This window comes from Trebonia sp. (assembly GCF_030042015.1).
In the GTDB taxonomy this organism is placed as follows: Bacteria; Actinomycetota; Actinomycetes; order Streptosporangiales; family Streptosporangiaceae; genus Trebonia.
In genome coordinates, this window is sequence record NZ_JASIAL010000468.1 from 1 (window position 1) to 15908 (window position 15908).

The 15908-nt window shown below is 70.9% G+C and carries 13 protein-coding genes; 7 read left to right on the forward strand and 6 right to left on the reverse strand.

All coding sequences use genetic code 11. The features are described from left to right. Positions 1-465: 465 nt before the first annotated feature. On the forward strand, positions 466-1419 hold the full coding sequence (locus Q1N79_RS24845; protein ID WP_300612971.1) for a hypothetical protein: 954 nt from the start codon (positions 466-468) through the stop codon (positions 1417-1419). Between the two features lie 13 nt (positions 1420-1432). Further along, a complete protein-coding gene (gene gap, locus Q1N79_RS24850; protein ID WP_300612973.1) occupies positions 1433-2437 on the forward strand; it encodes a type I glyceraldehyde-3-phosphate dehydrogenase in 1005 nt (334 codons plus the stop codon). A 50-nt stretch (positions 2438-2487) separates the two neighbouring features. Here gap and Q1N79_RS24855 read toward each other — a convergent pair whose 3' ends face one another. The 5 genes from Q1N79_RS24855 to Q1N79_RS24875 all read right to left on the reverse strand — a co-directional run bounded on the left by Q1N79_RS24855 (position 2488) and on the right by Q1N79_RS24875 (position 7651). Beyond that, positions 2488-3186, reverse strand: coding sequence for an alpha-ketoglutarate-dependent dioxygenase AlkB (locus tag Q1N79_RS24855; protein WP_300612975.1), 699 nt, complete (start codon positions 3184-3186; stop codon positions 2488-2490). 209 nt (positions 3187-3395) lie between these two features. After that, on the reverse strand, positions 3396-4301 hold the full coding sequence (locus Q1N79_RS24860) for a methyltransferase domain-containing protein (RefSeq protein WP_300612977.1): 906 nt from the start codon (positions 4299-4301) through the stop codon (positions 3396-3398). A gap of 287 nt (positions 4302-4588) precedes the next feature. Beyond that, positions 4589-4792 (reverse strand): cold-shock protein, encoded by a 204-nt coding sequence (locus tag Q1N79_RS24865; protein ID WP_300612979.1) that lies wholly within the window; start codon positions 4790-4792, stop codon positions 4589-4591. Between the two features lie 247 nt (positions 4793-5039). After that, complete coding sequence (locus Q1N79_RS24870) at positions 5040-7031, reverse strand: DEAD/DEAH box helicase (RefSeq protein WP_300612981.1); 1992 nt, start codon at positions 7029-7031, stop codon at positions 5040-5042. A 128-nt stretch (positions 7032-7159) separates the two neighbouring features. Beyond that, positions 7160-7651, reverse strand: a complete 492-nt coding sequence (locus tag Q1N79_RS24875) for a hypothetical protein (RefSeq protein WP_300612983.1) — start codon at positions 7649-7651, stop codon at positions 7160-7162. 134 nt (positions 7652-7785) lie between these two features. On the opposite strand from Q1N79_RS24875, the gene Q1N79_RS24880 reads away from it, so the two are divergent. The 4 genes from Q1N79_RS24880 to Q1N79_RS24895 are packed head-to-tail and all read left to right on the forward strand — an operon-like array spanning position 7786 to position 12623. Further along, positions 7786-8730, forward strand: a complete 945-nt coding sequence (locus tag Q1N79_RS24880) for a hypothetical protein (protein ID WP_300612985.1) — start codon at positions 7786-7788, stop codon at positions 8728-8730. Between the two features lies 1 nt (position 8731). Next, positions 8732-9823 (forward strand): hypothetical protein, encoded by a 1092-nt coding sequence (locus Q1N79_RS24885; protein ID WP_300612987.1) that lies wholly within the window; start codon positions 8732-8734, stop codon positions 9821-9823. Then, positions 9820-11304, forward strand: a complete 1485-nt coding sequence (locus Q1N79_RS24890; RefSeq protein ID WP_300612989.1) for a hypothetical protein — start codon at positions 9820-9822, stop codon at positions 11302-11304. The genes Q1N79_RS24885 and Q1N79_RS24890 overlap by 4 nt, the downstream gene beginning before the upstream one ends. Continuing rightward, entirely contained in the window at positions 11301-12623 is a 1323-nt protein-coding gene (locus Q1N79_RS24895; protein ID WP_300612991.1) for an AAA domain-containing protein, read from the forward strand. The genes Q1N79_RS24890 and Q1N79_RS24895 overlap by 4 nt, the downstream gene beginning before the upstream one ends. Before the next feature lie 31 nt (positions 12624-12654). Here the strand turns inward: Q1N79_RS24895 and Q1N79_RS24900 are convergent, their stop codons facing one another. Then, positions 12655-14547: a DUF222 domain-containing protein gene (locus Q1N79_RS24900; protein WP_300612993.1), complete on the reverse strand. Its 1893-nt coding sequence runs from the start codon at positions 14545-14547 to the stop codon at positions 12655-12657. Positions 14548-14925: 378 nt separating this feature from the next. Between Q1N79_RS24900 and Q1N79_RS24905 the strand changes: the two genes are divergently transcribed. Next, a partial coding sequence (locus tag Q1N79_RS24905; RefSeq protein WP_300612995.1) for an ATP-binding protein occupies positions 14926-15908 on the forward strand: 983 nt, incomplete at its 3' end.

The window sequence follows — 15908 nt, forward strand, 5'->3', positions numbered from 1 at the left end:
CGCCGTGGCGGTTGCCTACCAGGAGGTCATCAGCCGCCTCGGCTGGCTCAAGGCGAGCCGTAACCTGGGCATCGCGGGGCCTGACGGGCACCAGCCGACCGTGCTCGAGCTCAAGCGCGCGGCGCGCGAGTACGGCTGGTCGGTCATCACGCTCACGGCGCGATGAGCCTGTCGCGCCGAGCGCGCAAGCCGGTTGACCTTCCCTGATCAGTGAGCGCTCGGCTGCGTGCCGCCAACCGCCGCCTTGCCACTCGCGACTCTCTCCGCCCCACCGGTCCCACCACCCCTTGCCGCGCCCCATCCGTGATTGGCGCAGGGGGCCCCACCACCAATAGGACTGGCGCTGGGGGCCCCACCGCCAATCCCCGCGGTTCGGGCCGAGCCGGTTGCACAGGGACCTTCGTCCCGGCGACAGGGACCGGTTCGCCCGTACCGTCACAGGCCATACCGGGCTGAACTGGAGTCGTGAACGTTCGTCCTACCATCAGCGACCTCGCCCTGAACGCCGGCAAGAAGGCCCGGCTGTTCCGGATTCTGTTCCAGCACGGGCTGTGCAACGGCACAGGCCTCTTCCTCCCGTACGACCAGGGCCTCGAGCACGGGCCGCGTGACTTCTTCGCCAACCCGGACGCCACCGACCCCGGCTACATCGCCAGGCTCGCCGTCGAGGGCGGCTTCAACGGCGTCGTCTTGCACGTCGGCCTGGCCGAGAAGTTCTGCTGGGACTTCGCAGGCGAGGTCCCGCTGATCCTCAAGCTAAACGGCAAGACCGAGATACCGTCGGACGCCGAGGCGCTGTCCCCGGTGACCGCCACCGTCGCGGACGCGGTGCGGCTGGGCGCCGTCGCGGTCGGCTACACGCTCTACGTCGGGTCTCCCGCGCAGGCGGCGGACATCGGCCAGTACCTGCGGATCCGCGAGGACGCGAGCAGGCTCGGCATGCCGCTGATCGTGTGGGCCTACCCGCGGGGCGCGGCGATCGAGGCCAAGGGCGGGAAGGACTCCTTCTACGCGGTGGACTACGCGGCCCGGGTCGCCAGCGAACTGGGCGCCGACATGGTGAAGGTGAACTTCCCGCACCCGGAGAAGCGGTCCGGCGTCCCCGCCGCCTACGACACGGACTTCTCCGCCCAGCAGGCCATGGACGCGGTGGTCCGGTCGGCCAACCGGACGCTCGTGCTGGTCTCGGGGGGTGAGCGCGCCGGGGACGACGCCATGCTCGAAAAGGCCAGGCAGTCCGCCGAAGCGGGCGCGACCGGGCTGATCTTCGGCCGCAACGTCTGGCAGCGCGGGCACGACGAGTCACTGAAGCTCGTCACCAAGCTCCAGGAAATCCTGGTCAAGTACCCCGGACAGAGCATCGAGAGCTTCGCCAGTCGGCACGGTTCGTTCGGGGAAAAGATGTTTTTGTCCAGCTGAGAAAGGATCAGCGATGGTCACAAGGGTAGGAATCAACGGATTCGGCCGGGTCGGGCGGGCGTTCACGCGCTACGCGCTGCAGCGCACCGACCTGGAGGTCGTCGCGGTCAACGACATCACCGACGCCGCCACGCTCGCGCACCTGCTGCAGTTCGACTCCACCTACGGGCGGCTGCGCCGGGTGATCGGGCACAGCGCCGGCGCGATCAGCATCGACGGGCGCGACATTCCTGTGCTCGCGTCGCGCGACCCCGCGGACATCGACTGGGGTAGGTTCGGCGCGGACGTCGTGATCGAGTCGACCGGCAAGTTCCGTACCCGGGACCAGGCGGCCGTGCACCTCAAGGGCGGCGCGAAGAAGGTTCTCATCTCCGCGCCGGCCAAGGGCGCCGTGGACGCGACCATCGTGATGGGCGTCAACGACGACATCTACGATCCCGTGCGCCACGAGGTGATCTCCAACGCCTCGTGCACCACGAACTGCGTGGCGCCGATGGCGAAGGTGCTGCACGACGCGTTCGGGATCGAGCGCGGGTTCATGACCACCGTGCACGCCTACACGGGCGACCAGATGCTGCTCGACGCGCCGCACAAGGACCTGCGGCGCGCCCGGTCGGCGGCGGTCAACATCGTGCCGACGACCACCGGCGCGGCGCGGGCGACCGGTGAGGTGATCCCCGCCCTGCAGGGCCGCCTCGACGGCGTGGCGGTCCGGGTGCCGGTCGAGGACGGGTCGCTGACCGACCTCGCGGTCGTGCTCGAGGCCGCGGTGACCGCCGACGAGGTGAACGAGGCGTTCCGCCGGGCCGCGTACGGGCGGCTGGCCGGGGTGCTGCGGTACGCCGCGTTGCCCCTGGTGTCGCGGGACGTCATCGGGGACACCGCATCGTGCGTGTTCGACTCGGAACTGACGGCGGCGTCGGGGCACCTGGTCAAGGTGTTCGGCTGGTACGACAACGAGTGCGGCTACTCGTGCCGCCTGGCCGACCTGGCCGCGCTCGTGGGCGGCAGGCTCTGAGGCCTCGGCGTTCCGGCGTTCCGGCGTGCGGCCGGCCCGCCGGCGCGACGTTAGCGGACGTCGCGCGGGCGGAACTGCACGCTGATCCGCGGGCCTGCCGAGTGCGCCGACTTGGGGACGGCGTGCTCCCAGGTCCGCTGACAGCTGCCGCCCATGACGAGCAGGTCGCCGTGCCCGAGGTTGTAGCGCAGCGTCCCGGTGCCGTTCCCGGTGCGGGCGCCGTTCCTGGTGCTCGCGCGCGGCCGCAGCAGGAACGGCCGCGCCGTGCCGAGTGACAGGATGGCGACCATCGTGTCCTCACTGCTGCCGCGGCCGATCGTGTCGCCGTGCCAGGCCACGCTGTCCTGGCCGTCCCGGTACAGGCACAGCCCCGCGGTGCGGAACGGCTCGCCGAGCTCCGCCCGGTAGTGCCCGGTCAGCGCGTCGCGGCAGGCGTCAAGCGCCGGGTCGGGAAGCTGCTCGTCCTCCCGGTAGAAGCAGAGCAGCCGGGGCACGTCCACGGTCCGCTCGTACATGTGCCTGCGCTCCGCCCGCCACGGCACCCGCTCCGCCAGCCGGCCGAACAGCGCGCCGGACCCCGCGAGCCACCCGCGCTGCACGTCCACCCAGGCGCCGTACGCCAGCGGGATCCGCTGCGGCCGCAGCGCCCCCGGCGCCGGCTCGTCGCACAGGTCCAGCAGCGATTCCTGGACGGGCGTCTCCCGGACGGGCGTCTCCCGGACGGGTGTTTCCCGGACCGGCAGGCTCATGCGAACAGGCTACCCCACCCCTCACGTTTTTTAAAATATGCGTTCGATCAGATGCGGCAGGCCCGGCAGCCGAGCCCGTGCTACCCCCGCCCCGGGCCTCGCCTCCGCCCCGGTCGGCGGTGCGCCGCTACGGGGGTGTGCCGTCATTGGCGGCGGGGTCCCCGCCACCAAAATAGGCTTGGCGTTGTGGGCCCCGCCGCCAGTCCGGATCACGCTCGGGCGCCGGGCGGCGCATCCTTGACCGCGGTCAGGTAGGCGAGTGCCATGCGCTCCCGCCCGGTGCCCGATTCCACGAGCGGCCGCAGGTGCCCGGCGAACTCGGCGGCTTCCCGCGGGCTGAGCGCCGCGTCGATCGCCGCGCCGAACGTTGGTATGAGCGGGTTGCCTGAGGTGCTCAGGAACTGCTCCCAGCGGGCCGGTTCCTTGTGGTTTTTCACGCTGACCCGCAGTTCGAGGTTGACCTCGGCGAAGCCGGCCTCCAGCGCGTGGCGGACGAGGTCGCGCTCGTCGAAGTCCCCCATAGGGTCCTTGCCGCGCGGCTGGATGGACTCATACAGCGCCTCGACCTTGTCCGCCAGCGCCCTGACAGGGGTGACGTCGTAGCCGGCGAAGAAATCAGGATCGAGGGGGGACATCGCCGCGTTGATCGGCTCGAACAGGCTCGCCCGCCCGGCCGGCTTGAGCACCCGGTAGAACTCGCGCAGCGCCGCCGCCTTGTCCGCCACGTAGATCAGCACCGACCTGGTGGTTACGACGTCCACTGACTCATCGGCCACGCTGGCCAGCGCATCGGCAGGAGCAAGGACAAAGCGGCACCGGTCAAGCAACCCCTCCGCGGTCGCGGCCTGCCGACAGTGGTCGAGCAGGTCCTGCGAGATGTCGGAGAAGATCACCCGTCCTGAGGAGCCGAGCCGTTCCAGCGCGCCGAACGCGATGAGGCCGTCGCCCGTTCCGATGTCGAGGAGCGTGTCGCCGGGGCCCAACTGGGCCTTGTCGAGCACGGTGTCGCGCACCGGGTACAGGAACGTGCGCAGCTGCTTCTCACGGCTGGCGGCGTCGCCGCCGAACCGCACATTCAGCAGCCACTGGTGCCACCGGTCAGGGCCGTCTGCCATACCTGGCCATTCTGCCCGCCTCGTCGGCGGTCAGCCAGGGGTGGCGGTCATCTCGCATCCAAAGCCCGCACGCTGACATGCGTGTGACAGCCCATCCGCATATACGCGAGGGCTCGTCACGCACGCGCCAGCAAAAGTTATCGATTTGAGATGTGGCCGACCGTATTCGTGCCAGATATGCCCCGGGTTGCAGGCAAAGGGATTGCGCACGAAATAAGCGCAACGGCGTCACGCTAATGGAAAGCGGTGGCGGGCGTTTGCGCTGCACGTCGGCCCGCCACCGCTCGTCAGACGGCGCGGACCTGCGCGGCCTGCGGACCCTTCGGCCCCTGGGTCACGTTGTACTCGACCTTCTGGTTTTCTTCGAGCGTCCGATACCCGGTCGACTCGATCGCGGAGAAGTGGACGAAGACGTCCGCGCTGCCGTCATCGGGGGCAATGAAACCAAAGCCCTTGTCCGCGTTGAACCACTTTACGGTCCCCTGAGCCATTTTGCTATGCGTCCTTCGAGATGAGCTTGAGATCCGTGCACTTCGCGCGGATCACATGCGGGATACCTTACCGCCGTACGTGACTGTTCGCTGACCGGTAAATCGCCCGCTACTTGAAAGACGGACATATTCACGATCACAAAGTCCGGCAACCGCTGAAGCCAATCTACCGCATCCCGCGGCATGAATCGGCATGCTCACAGGGGAAAAGTTGGCTCGCTGCCAAAGATGCGGAGCAGGAGATATGTCAGAAATGCCTTCCCTGCCCCGGGTTCCGCCGCTTCCCCGGCGCGGTCCGGCTGCCGGAATATCCCGAACGCCCGGTTGATCCTCCCCGGCTTCCCCCCTGCCATCCCGGCCTGCTTGCATCCTGGGCTCCTCCCTGGCTGCCACCCTGGCTCGCCGGGCGGCCCTGGCCCCGCGACGCGCGACCCCCGGTTGCCCGCTCGCCGCGCTGGTCGTGGGGCCGGTCGTAGGACTGCTCGCCGCGCCGGTCGTAGGACTGCTCGTAGGGCCGCCAGTCGCCGCGCTCGCGGTCGCGCTCGCGACCGCCGTCACGGTCAGCGCGGTCGAACCGCGCGGGACGGCCGAGCTGAGAGGGACGGTCGAACCGCGCAGGACGGTCCAATCGCGCGGGCCGGTCGAACTGCACGGGACGGTCGCCCCACGCCCGCTCGTCACGCCTGGTTCGCTCGCGGTCGCTGAAGCCGTCCCGGCGCCCAGAGCGCTCGCCTTCGCGGAAGCCCTCAGGCCGCCCAGACCGCTCGCGCCGGTCGGGCCGGTCGAACCGGTCGAACCGATCCTGCCGTCCCCGGTCCGACTGAGCAGGGCGATCTTCCCGCACAGGACGCTCCGCACCCGCCGCCTCGGCGGGCCGGTCAGCGTCTGCGCGACGCCGCCTGCTCGATCGCGGCTGGTCCGCACCGGCCCGGTCCGCCGCCCGGGGCCCGCGGCGCCGCGGCTTGCCCGCGTCTGCCCTGCCTGCGCCCGGTTGGCCGGAAAGCCGCCTCGCGGGCTTGATCAGGTCGGTCACGGGCGTGACCAGCGTCACCTTGGGGACCGGCGGGCCGGCGATCTCGCGCAGCACGTCCGAATCCGGCTCTGCCGCGGCCTGGTGCGGCGTCACGCCAGCCTGGCGCATGAGGTTGCGCACCTCGCGGGCCTGCGCCGCCGTTTGCATCGTGACCACGACCCCGTCAGCGCCGCCCCGCGCGGTCCGGCCCGAGCGGTGCACGTACGCCTTGTGCTCGGCAGGCGGGTCGGCATGGATCACCAGGTCGATGCCAGCCACGTGGATGCCGCGCGCCGCGATGTCGGTGGCCACCATGACCCGCACCGCGCCAGTCCCGAATGCCGCCAGGTTCCGCGACCGGGCTCCCTGGGCGAGGTTGCCGTGCAGTTCGGCCGCGGGAATGCCGACGGCGGTAAGGTGGCGGGCCAGCCGCTGCGCGCCATGCTTGGTGCGGGTGAAGACCAGCGACCGCTTGTCGCCGCCTGCCAGTGCCGCGACCACCTCCAGCCGATGGGCCGGGTCGATGGTGATCACGTGGTGCTCGATCTCGGCAGGAGGGGTGATCTCGTCCACCGAGTGCTGCGCCGGGTCGGTGAGGAAGCGCCGGGCCAGCACGTCGATCGCGGTGTCCAGGGTCGCGGAGAACAGCAGCCGCTGCCCGCCGGACGGCGTGGCCTCGAGCATCCGCCGGACAATCGGCAGGAACCCGAGGTCGGCCATCTGATCCGCCTCGTCGATCACGGTCATCTCGACGTCGCCGAGGTCGCAGTGGCCCTGCCCGATCAGGTCGGCGAGCCGGCCAGGGCAGGCGACAAGCACGTCGGTCCTGCGCTGCAACGCCGTTATCTGCGGACGGTACGAGACGCCGCCGTAGACGGTCCCGACCCGCAGCCCCATCACGTGGGCGAGCGGCGTCAGCACGGCCTGCACCTGGGTCGCCAGCTCGCGCGTGGGCACGAGGACCAGCCCGCGCGGGCGATGGGCGGTGGTTTCGCCGCCTGCCAGCCGGGCCGCCATCGGCAGTGCGAAGCCGAGCGTCTTGCCTGAGCCGGTCTTCGCCCGGCCCAGGATGTCGCGGCCGGCCAGCGCGTCGGGCAGCGCCGCGGCCTGGATGGGGAATGGCACGGTGATGCCGTCGGCGTCAAGCACGGAGACCAGCGGCGCGGGCACTCCGAGGGATGCGAAGGTGACCTCGCGGGCGAGCACGGCAGATTTCTCTGCGGGCATGGCAGTCAAGGAAATCGTCTCCAGGGACTCAGGTGGTCGCGTTGACTCCGATAGTCACGTTGTCTAGAGCGCCACGTCCGTGGAAACCGATCCGCTCACCGAGCGACACACGCAGCAGACAGTCTACGTCACCTTTTGACCGGCTGCGCGCGCCGGTGGCTGGGGTGGCGCAGCGGGCGGACCGGCGCGAGGTGCACCAGGGAGTTGTAAGTGATCACCGCGATCGCCAGGTGCATCGTGAACAGGAACGCGACGGCCTTGGCCGGCTGGTGCTGGACCACCAGGATGTACACGTCGGGCAGCCAGAGCACCAGCGTGACGAGCACGGCCATTCGCACGAACAGCCACCGCGGCGCGGACGTGATCCTGGTCGTGACCGGCCACGCGGCGCAGGCGACGAGCACCCCGATGACGGTCAGCTTTCCGTAGTCGGAGAACTGGAAGTGCGGGTAGCCCTTGATGCCGGGGAAGATGGCCTGGGCGATGACGACGAGCAGGGCGTCGGCAAGCAGTGAGCCACCGAGCGACACGACCGTCGCGAGCGCCACGCGCCCGGCGGACGGCTGCTGGTGGCTCGGAGCGAAGTCCAGGCGTACGAGCGACATGGCCTTCTGCAGCATGGGCAACAGAGTATTGGCCAGCGGATCGCCAAGGGTTTCGCGTTGCTAGGGATTCCCTCTGACTTCGGTATCAGATCCATCGCAACAATACTGGAACTTGCTGGAATACGCCGGACTCTGCTAAGGTCTCGCCTGTGACAGAGACCGTCGAGGCGCTCGAGCGCCGTATCGACCGGCTGCGGGTCGCCGTGCGCGAGGCGGTCCTGGCCGGCGACAAAGCGCGCGCACAGACGCTTCGGGTCGACCTGAGGCGAGCCGAACAGGACTGGGAGGCCGCGCTCGCCGCGGCGGAAGCGGGGGAAGCGGGGGGAGCGGCGGAAGCGGGGGAGGCGGCGGAAGGGGCCGCGGCCGCGGGAAAGCCGGGAGCAGCGGACAACGGGGGAATGGGCGGAGAACGCGACGGCACGGGCCACGCCGCCGCGACGCCCGCCCAGACCGGGCCGCTGCTCCCGCTCCGCGAACAGGTGTATGAGGCGCTCAGCCTCCTGCAGGTCCCGGCCGCCCCGAAGCTCATCGCCACCGTGCACGAGGCGTTCTTCGCGACCACCTTCCCGACGAGCCGGGTGACCAGCCTGCGTAGGGACGAGGAGCGCTCGTTCCGCAGCGCCCCGTTCGCCCGCCCCTACTACATCTGCGCCGCCCTGGCCGCCGACTTCCTCAGCCCGTCCCGCGGCCTGCTCGCCGTCTCCACCTGGCCGATGGAGCGGCGTGTCATCGGATCGCTCTCCCCGCGCGTCGATTTCCTTGAGGCGGCCATCCGGGTCGCCGAGGCTATCGAGCGGATCCCCGCTCCGGTTCCGGCGGCCCGCCGGCTGCTGTGGCGCTTCGCCGTCAGCATCCCTGGCGCGGCGGCGGACCCCCGTCACATCCGGCCGGAGGCGGTACGGGAGGCGGCGGAGGCAGAACAAAACGTGCACAAAGACGCTGACAGCAGGACGCGCAGGGACGCGGCGAAGCGGGCACGCCAGCAGCTCACCGACGCGGAGCAGCTGTTCGGGTCCAGGACGTTCGAGCCGGCCGGCCGGACCGCCGGCAAGGCCGCCGGGGGAGCCAGGGAAGCGGCCGGCGAGGAGGCCTAGGTTGGACCCGACAGAAGCGCGGCTGGCGAAGTTGCGCGGCAGCGTCATGCCGCGCCGCCATGACGCCCGCACGATCTCCGCGCTGGCGGCCAACCCAGGGTGCGGCAGGCGCGCGCTGATGGACGCGGCCGGCGTCGACAAGCAGAAGCTGGCGGCGTATGCGGGCTACCCGGCTCCGTTCGGCCAGTCGCAGTTCGCCATCGCCCGCGGCAACGCGTTCGAGGCGCAGGTCAAGGAGAACGGCGCCGCGCAGCTGCTCAGCCTGCTGCGGGAGCACCTCAGCCTCGACGTGGCGGAGGCCTGCTACACCGACCTGGGCGACGTCGGGGGCAACGAGGCCAGCGAGGTCCGGCACGTTCGGACGAGACAGCTGCTCGCCACCGTGGACGAGAACCTGGGCACGATGTTCGACCATCCGCTGCTGCGGCTGCGCGTCGGCGGCAGGCACGCCTACCTGGAACCCGACCTGATCGCGTTCCAGCTGCACGGCACGTTCAGCATCATCGAGATCAAGAGCTTCGCCGTGATCGACGACCAGGCCGATCCGGTCAAGGTCGCGGCCGCCGCGACCCAGTCCGCGGTCTACGTGCTCGCCCTGCGCGATCTCCTCGGCAGCGAGAACAAGGTCCGCGACGAGACGATCCTGGTCTGTCCGGAGAACTTCTCCAACAAGCCCGTGGCCACGAGCATCGACGTCCGCAAGCAGCTCACTGTCATCAAGCGCCAGCTCGCGAGGATCGCCCGCATCGAGGACCTGCTCAGCTCCTGCCCGGAAGACCTGACCGTCGACCTGGAGCCGGACGAGAACGGGATCCCCAGGCGCTCCCCGGCAGCGGTCGAGGGCGCGATCCGCCAGATAGCCGCGAACTACGCTCCCGAATGCCTGAGCACCTGCGAACTCTGCTACCTGTGCCGGGAGGAGGCGCAGGGCAGCACCGGCGCGCTCGGCAAGCAGGTGCGGGAGGAACTCGGCGGCATCGAGCAGGTCACGACCGTCCTCGGCCTGGCGCGCGGCGCCGCCCCGCCGCCGGACAGGGAAGAGGTCGCCGCGGTGCTCGCGAAGGCGGCCGGGCTCAGGGAAGAGCTGCTATGACCCTGCTGACCGCACTGGCCCGCGCGCTCGCCGCCGAAGCAGGACGCGCCCAGCCGATCCGCACCGTCCGGCACGTCCACCTTTCCGGCCGTCCGCTGGTCTTCATCCCGCTCCAGCTGGCGGGGGAGGCGTGCGCCCCGCTCGCCGCGATCGCGGGCGACGATCGCGACAAGCCGCGCATGCTGACCGTGTACGAGCCACGGGACCGGACCCAGCGCTTCGACTTCGCCGCCGACCTCGCGGAGGTCGTGCTCGGCTATATCGACGGCTACACGACGGAAGATCCCGGATCCGAGGCCCCGTACCCCGACGCCCCGCAGCTCCTGGTGCCGAACAACGGCGGCATCACCTTCACCCGCCTGCTCAGCCGCTCCACCAGGTTCCGGCGGACCGAGGGCGAGTACGCGGTCAGGCAATCGGTTCCGCTGCTGGGCCGGTGGCTTAATTTTTACTCGGAACGATCCGAGGCTCCTGCCTCGGCTCTCCTGCTGTCCATGACGGCGGTCCTGGCCGACCACTGGGCGAGCGGTCAGTCGGCGACTGAAGACGCCAACCTGGCCGCGCTGCTCGGCTGGATCGATCCGCCGGAAGGCATGACCGGCGCGGCGGCGGCCCGTGCCGCGGAGGACCCGGTGCGCTGCCCGCCGGCCGGGCCGGCGACCGACCCGACCTTCGACAACGAGGTGCTCGCCGCGCGGATCGGCGCGATCCGCGCGGCCAAGGCGCGCGGAGACGGGGCCGCGCTGCAGCGCGCGCAGCTGGCGCTGGAGACCGTGCTGAAGACCCAGCTCGAGCCCACCTGGGAGCTGATGTGGCGGGCGGTTGACCTGCTGCGCGCGCTGCCCGCGGGCGGCCATGTCGAAGACCGCTGGCAGGCCGACCGGCGGGCGTTCACCGGGCACGTGAACTGGCTCAGGCAGGGGAACCCGCCGGCGCCGCGCAAAGACAGCGCGGTCGCCGCGGCCGGCAAGCTGGCCCGGATGGAACGCGACCAGCAGCGGCTGGCGGTGCAGCGGGCCTATGACGACCCCTTGGTGATGGCCGAGTACCGGCTGACCAGCGATGCGTTCGCCGGCATCGTGGTGGACGCGCAGCCGGACCGGCTCGACACCAGCGGCAAGCGCGCCAAGCTCCGGCCGTGGATCACGGTGGACACATCCGATGAGGTAATCGCCGGGCCGGGCACGGAGTTCGCCTCGCCGGGCCGCCCGGGCCAGCAGGCGCATGTCATCAGCGTCGCGCCGGACGGCGAGCGCACCCGGGTGATCCTCGAGCTGCAGAACGGCATGGGCCGGTCGCTGACCCCGCTGCCCGGAAGCGTGCCCGCGGCCGGCGAGGCGGTCACCTACACCACGCTCACCGACGATTTCCAGCGCGGCCCGACGTTCCCGCAGATCGCGGACACGCCGTGGACCCACGGCGGCCCGCCGCCTCAGTATCTGGGCGGCGCCGATGAGGACGCGACGGAGGAGTGGTCATGAGCCGGCCCGAGGAACTGGCCAGGCTGGCCACCGAGCTCGTGCTCGCCGACCTGGCGACGGCCGAGCGCGGCGTCGTGGTGGACTCCCCGCCGGGGGCCGGCAAGTCCACGCTGGTGGTCCGCGCCGCCGCCGAGCTCGCCGCGGCGGGGGAGCGGGTCATGATCGCCGGCCAGACCAACGAGCAGGTCGACGACCTCGTCGACCGCCTCGCCGGCTCCCGCCCCGGCCTGCCGGTCGGGCGGCTGAGCGCGCACGGGTACACGCCCACGGCACGGGTGTCGCGCCACGATAACGTCCGCGCCGAGACGGCCGTGTCCGACCTCGCCGACGCCGCCGTGGTGCTCGCCACCGCGGCCAAGTGGGCGACGGTGACCGAGGCCGCGCCCTGGCCCTGGGCGGTGGTCGACGAGGCGTACCAGATGCGCTCGGACCTGCTGCTGCGCGTGGCCGGGCTGTTCGAGAAGGCGCTGTTCGTCGGCGACCCCGGTCAGCTCGACCCGTTCTCCACCGTGGAGACCGAACGCTGGACGGGCCTGTCCTGGGACCCGATGTCCAGCGCGGTCGCGGTGCTGCTCAACCACAACCCGCAGCTCCCCGTGCACACCCTGCCGGTGTCCTGGCGCCTCCCGGCGTCCGCCGCCCCGGTGGTGTCGGAAGCGTTCTACCCGTTCACCGGCTTCACGTCGGCCACGACGCGGGAGGAACGGAGGCTGGGATTCGCCACGCGTCCGTTCGGGATCAATGCTCTTGACCGTGCCCTGGAAACGGCGGCCGAGTCGGGGTGGGCGCTGTACGAGCTGCCTGCCCGGCACACCCTGCGGACCGACCGGGAGGCGGTGGCCGCCTGCGCCGCGCTGGCCGCGCGGCTGCTGCAGCGGGGCGCGATCGCGTACTCGGAAGCGGCGCCCGCGGGCGCCGCCGTGACCGGGCCGCGGATCGCGGTGGGCACCGCGCACCGCGACCAGGCGGCCGCGGTGCGCGGTGCGCTGGCCTCCGAGTACGGCGTGACCGGCGTGGTCGCCGACACCGCGAACAGCCTGCAGGGCAGGGAGTTCGACGTGGTGATCGTGCTGCACCCGCTGTCCGGCCGCCGCGACGCGACCGCCTTCCACCTGGAGGCGGGCCGCCTGTGCGTGCTCACGTCCCGGCACCGCCACGCCTGCATCGTCGTGGCCCGTGCGGGCATCCCCGAGCTGCTCGATGCCCACCCGTCGGTGGAGCCGGTTCACCTCGGCGTCCCGGCGAAGTTCCCCGACGGCTGGGAGGCCAACCAGGCGGTGATGGCTCACCTGGCCAAGTGGCGCGTCCCGGCCTGGTAGCTCCCCCCGGCTGGCTCCCCCCGGCGCCAGCTCAGGCCGGATACTTCGCGGGTCCCTGCGTGTAGGTGCGGCCGCTCGGGGTGGTCCACACGTGCCAGCCCGGCAGGGGCTGAGTCACGCTCCAGCCCTTTGACTGCTTGACCTTATGGCAGCTGCGGCTGCGCATTCCCGCGTTGCACGCGCAGGTGCGCCCGCCCTTGTCATACGGGAGGGCATGCTCGAAATCGCAGGCGCCCGCATGCCGGGAGCACGTCGGGAACGTGCACTGGCCGTCCCTGATCTCGACGAGGTGCCGGAGGGTGTCGCTGGGCTGGTAGGCATGCGATTCATGCCTGTGATCGCATTCGGTCAGCGGGACCGGGCCGAGCTTCACGGTGAACTCTTGGCCGCCGGGCAGGGTGAGGGTCCACGTGCCGTACCCGCCCGGTGGTCCCGGGTCGTCGCTCATGATGAAGGCCCACGGGCCGTCGCGGCTGCCCGCCGGGGGAGACTTCGCCCCCTTCCTCCGGGGCCGTGCGCACCCGTGGCCGACGGCGAACCCGTTGGCATCGGTGATCGTGACACACCACTTGCTGTGCGGGCTGCGGGCGGCAGCGGCGGCGAGATCCCGCACGAGAGCGGGATCGAGGGGACCGAGTCCATGTCCTTCGCCGCGCCGTTCGGCCAGGCCGAGCAGCGTGGCCAGGGGAAACGTCAGGTTGGCATTTGCCGGCAGACTCGGCGCCGCGGAGCCGCCCGCATCAGGCCCGCTGCCGCCGGGCCCCCCGCCACCGGGGCCGCCGCCCGCTCCGCCGGCGCCACCGCCGGGGCCGCCGTCACCATCCGGGCCGTCCGCCGGGCCACTGCCGCCTGCGTCAGTCCCGTCATCGGTAGCGTCGGTACCGCCGCAGTCATCGCTCAGGCCGCCGCTGACCGGGCCGCCGTCGTCCGGTTCTCCGTCGGCGCCAGGCCGCCCCGTCCCGTCGGCAGCCGCCGCTTCGTGCTGAGCGCCATTGGCCTCTGCCTGGGCTCGAGCGATCCGGTCGGCGGCGCTGATGCCGTTCAGTATGTCCAGGAATGCGAGCACGCGCAGCTGGTCCATCCGGGCACCCGGACTGACCTTGGCCTTCTTGTACTGCCCGGCGCGCGCGTTGATGTTCGCGTTCGCGGCAAGCGCGCCGTCGGTGGGCAGCCCGTAGGCGGCCAGGGCGCTGGCCCCGGTGTTCTCCCGCCAGAACCGGACCCGGGCATCTTCCCGTTCGGCGTGCTCGCGGCGCTTGCGTGCGCCCTCGGGATCGACGGTGACCACCGCGCCGGCGGCGAGCTTCTGGATTTGCCCTGGAGTCTTGCCGGCCAGCTCATCGAGGATCAGCGCTTCCGCCTGGGCGGCGTGCTCGTCGTCCAGCACGATCAGCTCATCGAAGATGAGCCGGGCCTTGGTGTAGCTGATCGTCCCGTCGGCCAGCTTCGCGCCGATCCCGGGAAGGCGGGCCTCCAGCGTCCACGCCAGCATGACCAGTTTCCCTGCGGCCTGCGGCGAGATGCCAAGCGCGCCGGCGACCTCATGCTCGACCTCGTCGCCCCACACCTCGGGCAGCCCGTCGGGGGCCGCCATTCCGGGGGTAACCGCGAGGCGGCGGAGGATCTCGCGGATCACGCCGAGCTTGGCTGCCACCGCCCAGGACTCCGTGGCGGCCCACCGCCCCAGCAGGCCGATCAGCTCATCGTCGGTGGCGCCGTCGCAGCGCCAGTCGGGGCCGGACAGCCTGGCGGTCTCCACGGCGAGTTCCGGACCGGGCGGGCAGATGTCGCCGGCACCGCCCTCGGCAAAGTCCGCCAGCCGCGGGTCGCGACCGCGCCGCCCTCCGCGACCGCCGCCGGGCGGCCGGGAGCCGCGGCCGGGCTGTGCGCCCGCGCCGCGCCCGGAGACCGGTGGCTGTGACATGAGACCACCCTCCGTTCGGGAAGGCTGCGATTTGTTTCGATACACTCCAATTTTAGTGCGATTCACGACATTGAGCATCGCCGATGACCTATCCTGGCCGCCACAGTTAGCTAACCTTTCGTCGGTGAAGGCTCACGAGGTCTAGCCAACGTCCGGGTAGCCGCTGCGAGCCCCCGCGGACCTGGGGTCCTGAGGATCGCCCGGACCCCCTTGCCCTTGATTGACCAGTCTAAACAATATGTAGATCCAGTTACCATAAATGAAGTTACATATTATTATTGGGTCGTGAGCGATCTATCCAAGCCAACGGAGCTACATGACCGGGCTGAGGAGTGGCAATCCCTTGCGGGCTTCGCTGCCGATAGCGACCCGGGTGCGGTGCTCGGAATCGTGTACGGTCGCCGCCGTCAGGGGAAGACACTGCTGCTCGAGCTGCTTGCCGAGGCGACCGGCGGGCTTGCGTTCACCGGCCTGCAGCAGGCCAACGCCCAGAATCTGGCTGACTTGGCGGCTGCCTACGCCCAGTTCGCAGGTCTGCCGGGCGCGAGCTTCGGGAACTGGCCGGACGCTATCGCCGCACTCCTCGGGGCTGGCGACCGGCTTGGCCGCCCGGTCCCAGTCGTGCTCGATGAGTTTCCTTACCTTGTAGAGCAGGCGCCGGAGCTGCCGTCCGTGCTGCAGCGTTCGCTGAGCCCGCGCGGAGTCGCTCGCAGGTCAGGACAGGTGCGGCTGATCTTGTGCGGGAGCGCGTTCACCGTGATGCGCGGGCTGCTGGGCGGAAGCGCTCCGCTGCGTGGCCGCGCGAAGCTGGAACTCATCGTCCAGCCCTTCGACTTCCGGGAGGCCGCCGGTTTCTGGGGCCTGCTCGACGATCCCGAACTGGCCTTCCAGGTCCACGCTCTAGTCGGTGGCACTCCCGCATACCGTGACATGTGCGTGGACCGGCCGGGTTCGGTGTCCACGTTCGGCGAGTGGGTCGTCCAGCGGCTGCTGCACCCGGCCTCTGCCATGTTCCGCGAGGGCAACGCGCTGCTGTACGAGGAACCCGAACTTGGCGACGCCGCCCTTTACCACGCGGTCCTCGCCGCGATCTGCGGCGGCGCACACAGGCGGTCCGACATCGCGAGGCAACTGGGACGCTCGGACAGCGCGCTCAGCCACCCGCTGGACATGCTGGAACGGGTCCAACTGGTCCGCAAGGCGGATGACGCACTGCGTGCCCGCCGTCCGGTGTACCAGGTGACCGAGCCGTTGCTGCGCTTGCACCATCTGCTGATCAGGCCGAACGAGGCCAGGCTGGTGGGCAGGGGACGGGCACAAGTGTGGACGGAGTCGGCCGATCTGGTGGCCTCCCTCATACA

Excerpts from the sequence above, each read along its gene's own strand:
- Q1N79_RS24870 (WP_300612981.1), bottom strand. The coding sequence starts at position 7,031 with ATGCCCGCAGAGAAATCTGCCGTGCTCGCCCGCGAGGTCACCTTCGCA.
- Q1N79_RS24895 (WP_300612991.1), top strand. The coding sequence starts at position 11,301 with ATGAGCCGGCCCGAGGAACTGGCCAGGCTGGCCACCGAGCTCGTGCTC.
- Q1N79_RS24855 (WP_300612975.1), bottom strand. The coding sequence starts at position 3,186 with ATGAGCCTGCCGGTCCGGGAAACACCCGTCCGGGAGACGCCCGTCCGG.
- Q1N79_RS24860 (WP_300612977.1), bottom strand. The coding sequence starts at position 4,301 with ATGGCAGACGGCCCTGACCGGTGGCACCAGTGGCTGCTGAATGTGCGG.
- Q1N79_RS24890 (WP_300612989.1), top strand. The coding sequence starts at position 9,820 with ATGACCCTGCTGACCGCACTGGCCCGCGCGCTCGCCGCCGAAGCAGGA.
- Q1N79_RS24875 (WP_300612983.1), bottom strand. The coding sequence starts at position 7,651 with ATGCTGCAGAAGGCCATGTCGCTCGTACGCCTGGACTTCGCTCCGAGC.
- Q1N79_RS24900 (WP_300612993.1), bottom strand. The coding sequence starts at position 14,547 with ATGTCACAGCCACCGGTCTCCGGGCGCGGCGCGGGCGCACAGCCCGGC.
- Q1N79_RS24865 (WP_300612979.1), bottom strand. The coding sequence starts at position 4,792 with ATGGCTCAGGGGACCGTAAAGTGGTTCAACGCGGACAAGGGCTTTGGT.
- gap (WP_300612973.1), top strand. The coding sequence starts at position 1,433 with ATGGTCACAAGGGTAGGAATCAACGGATTCGGCCGGGTCGGGCGGGCG.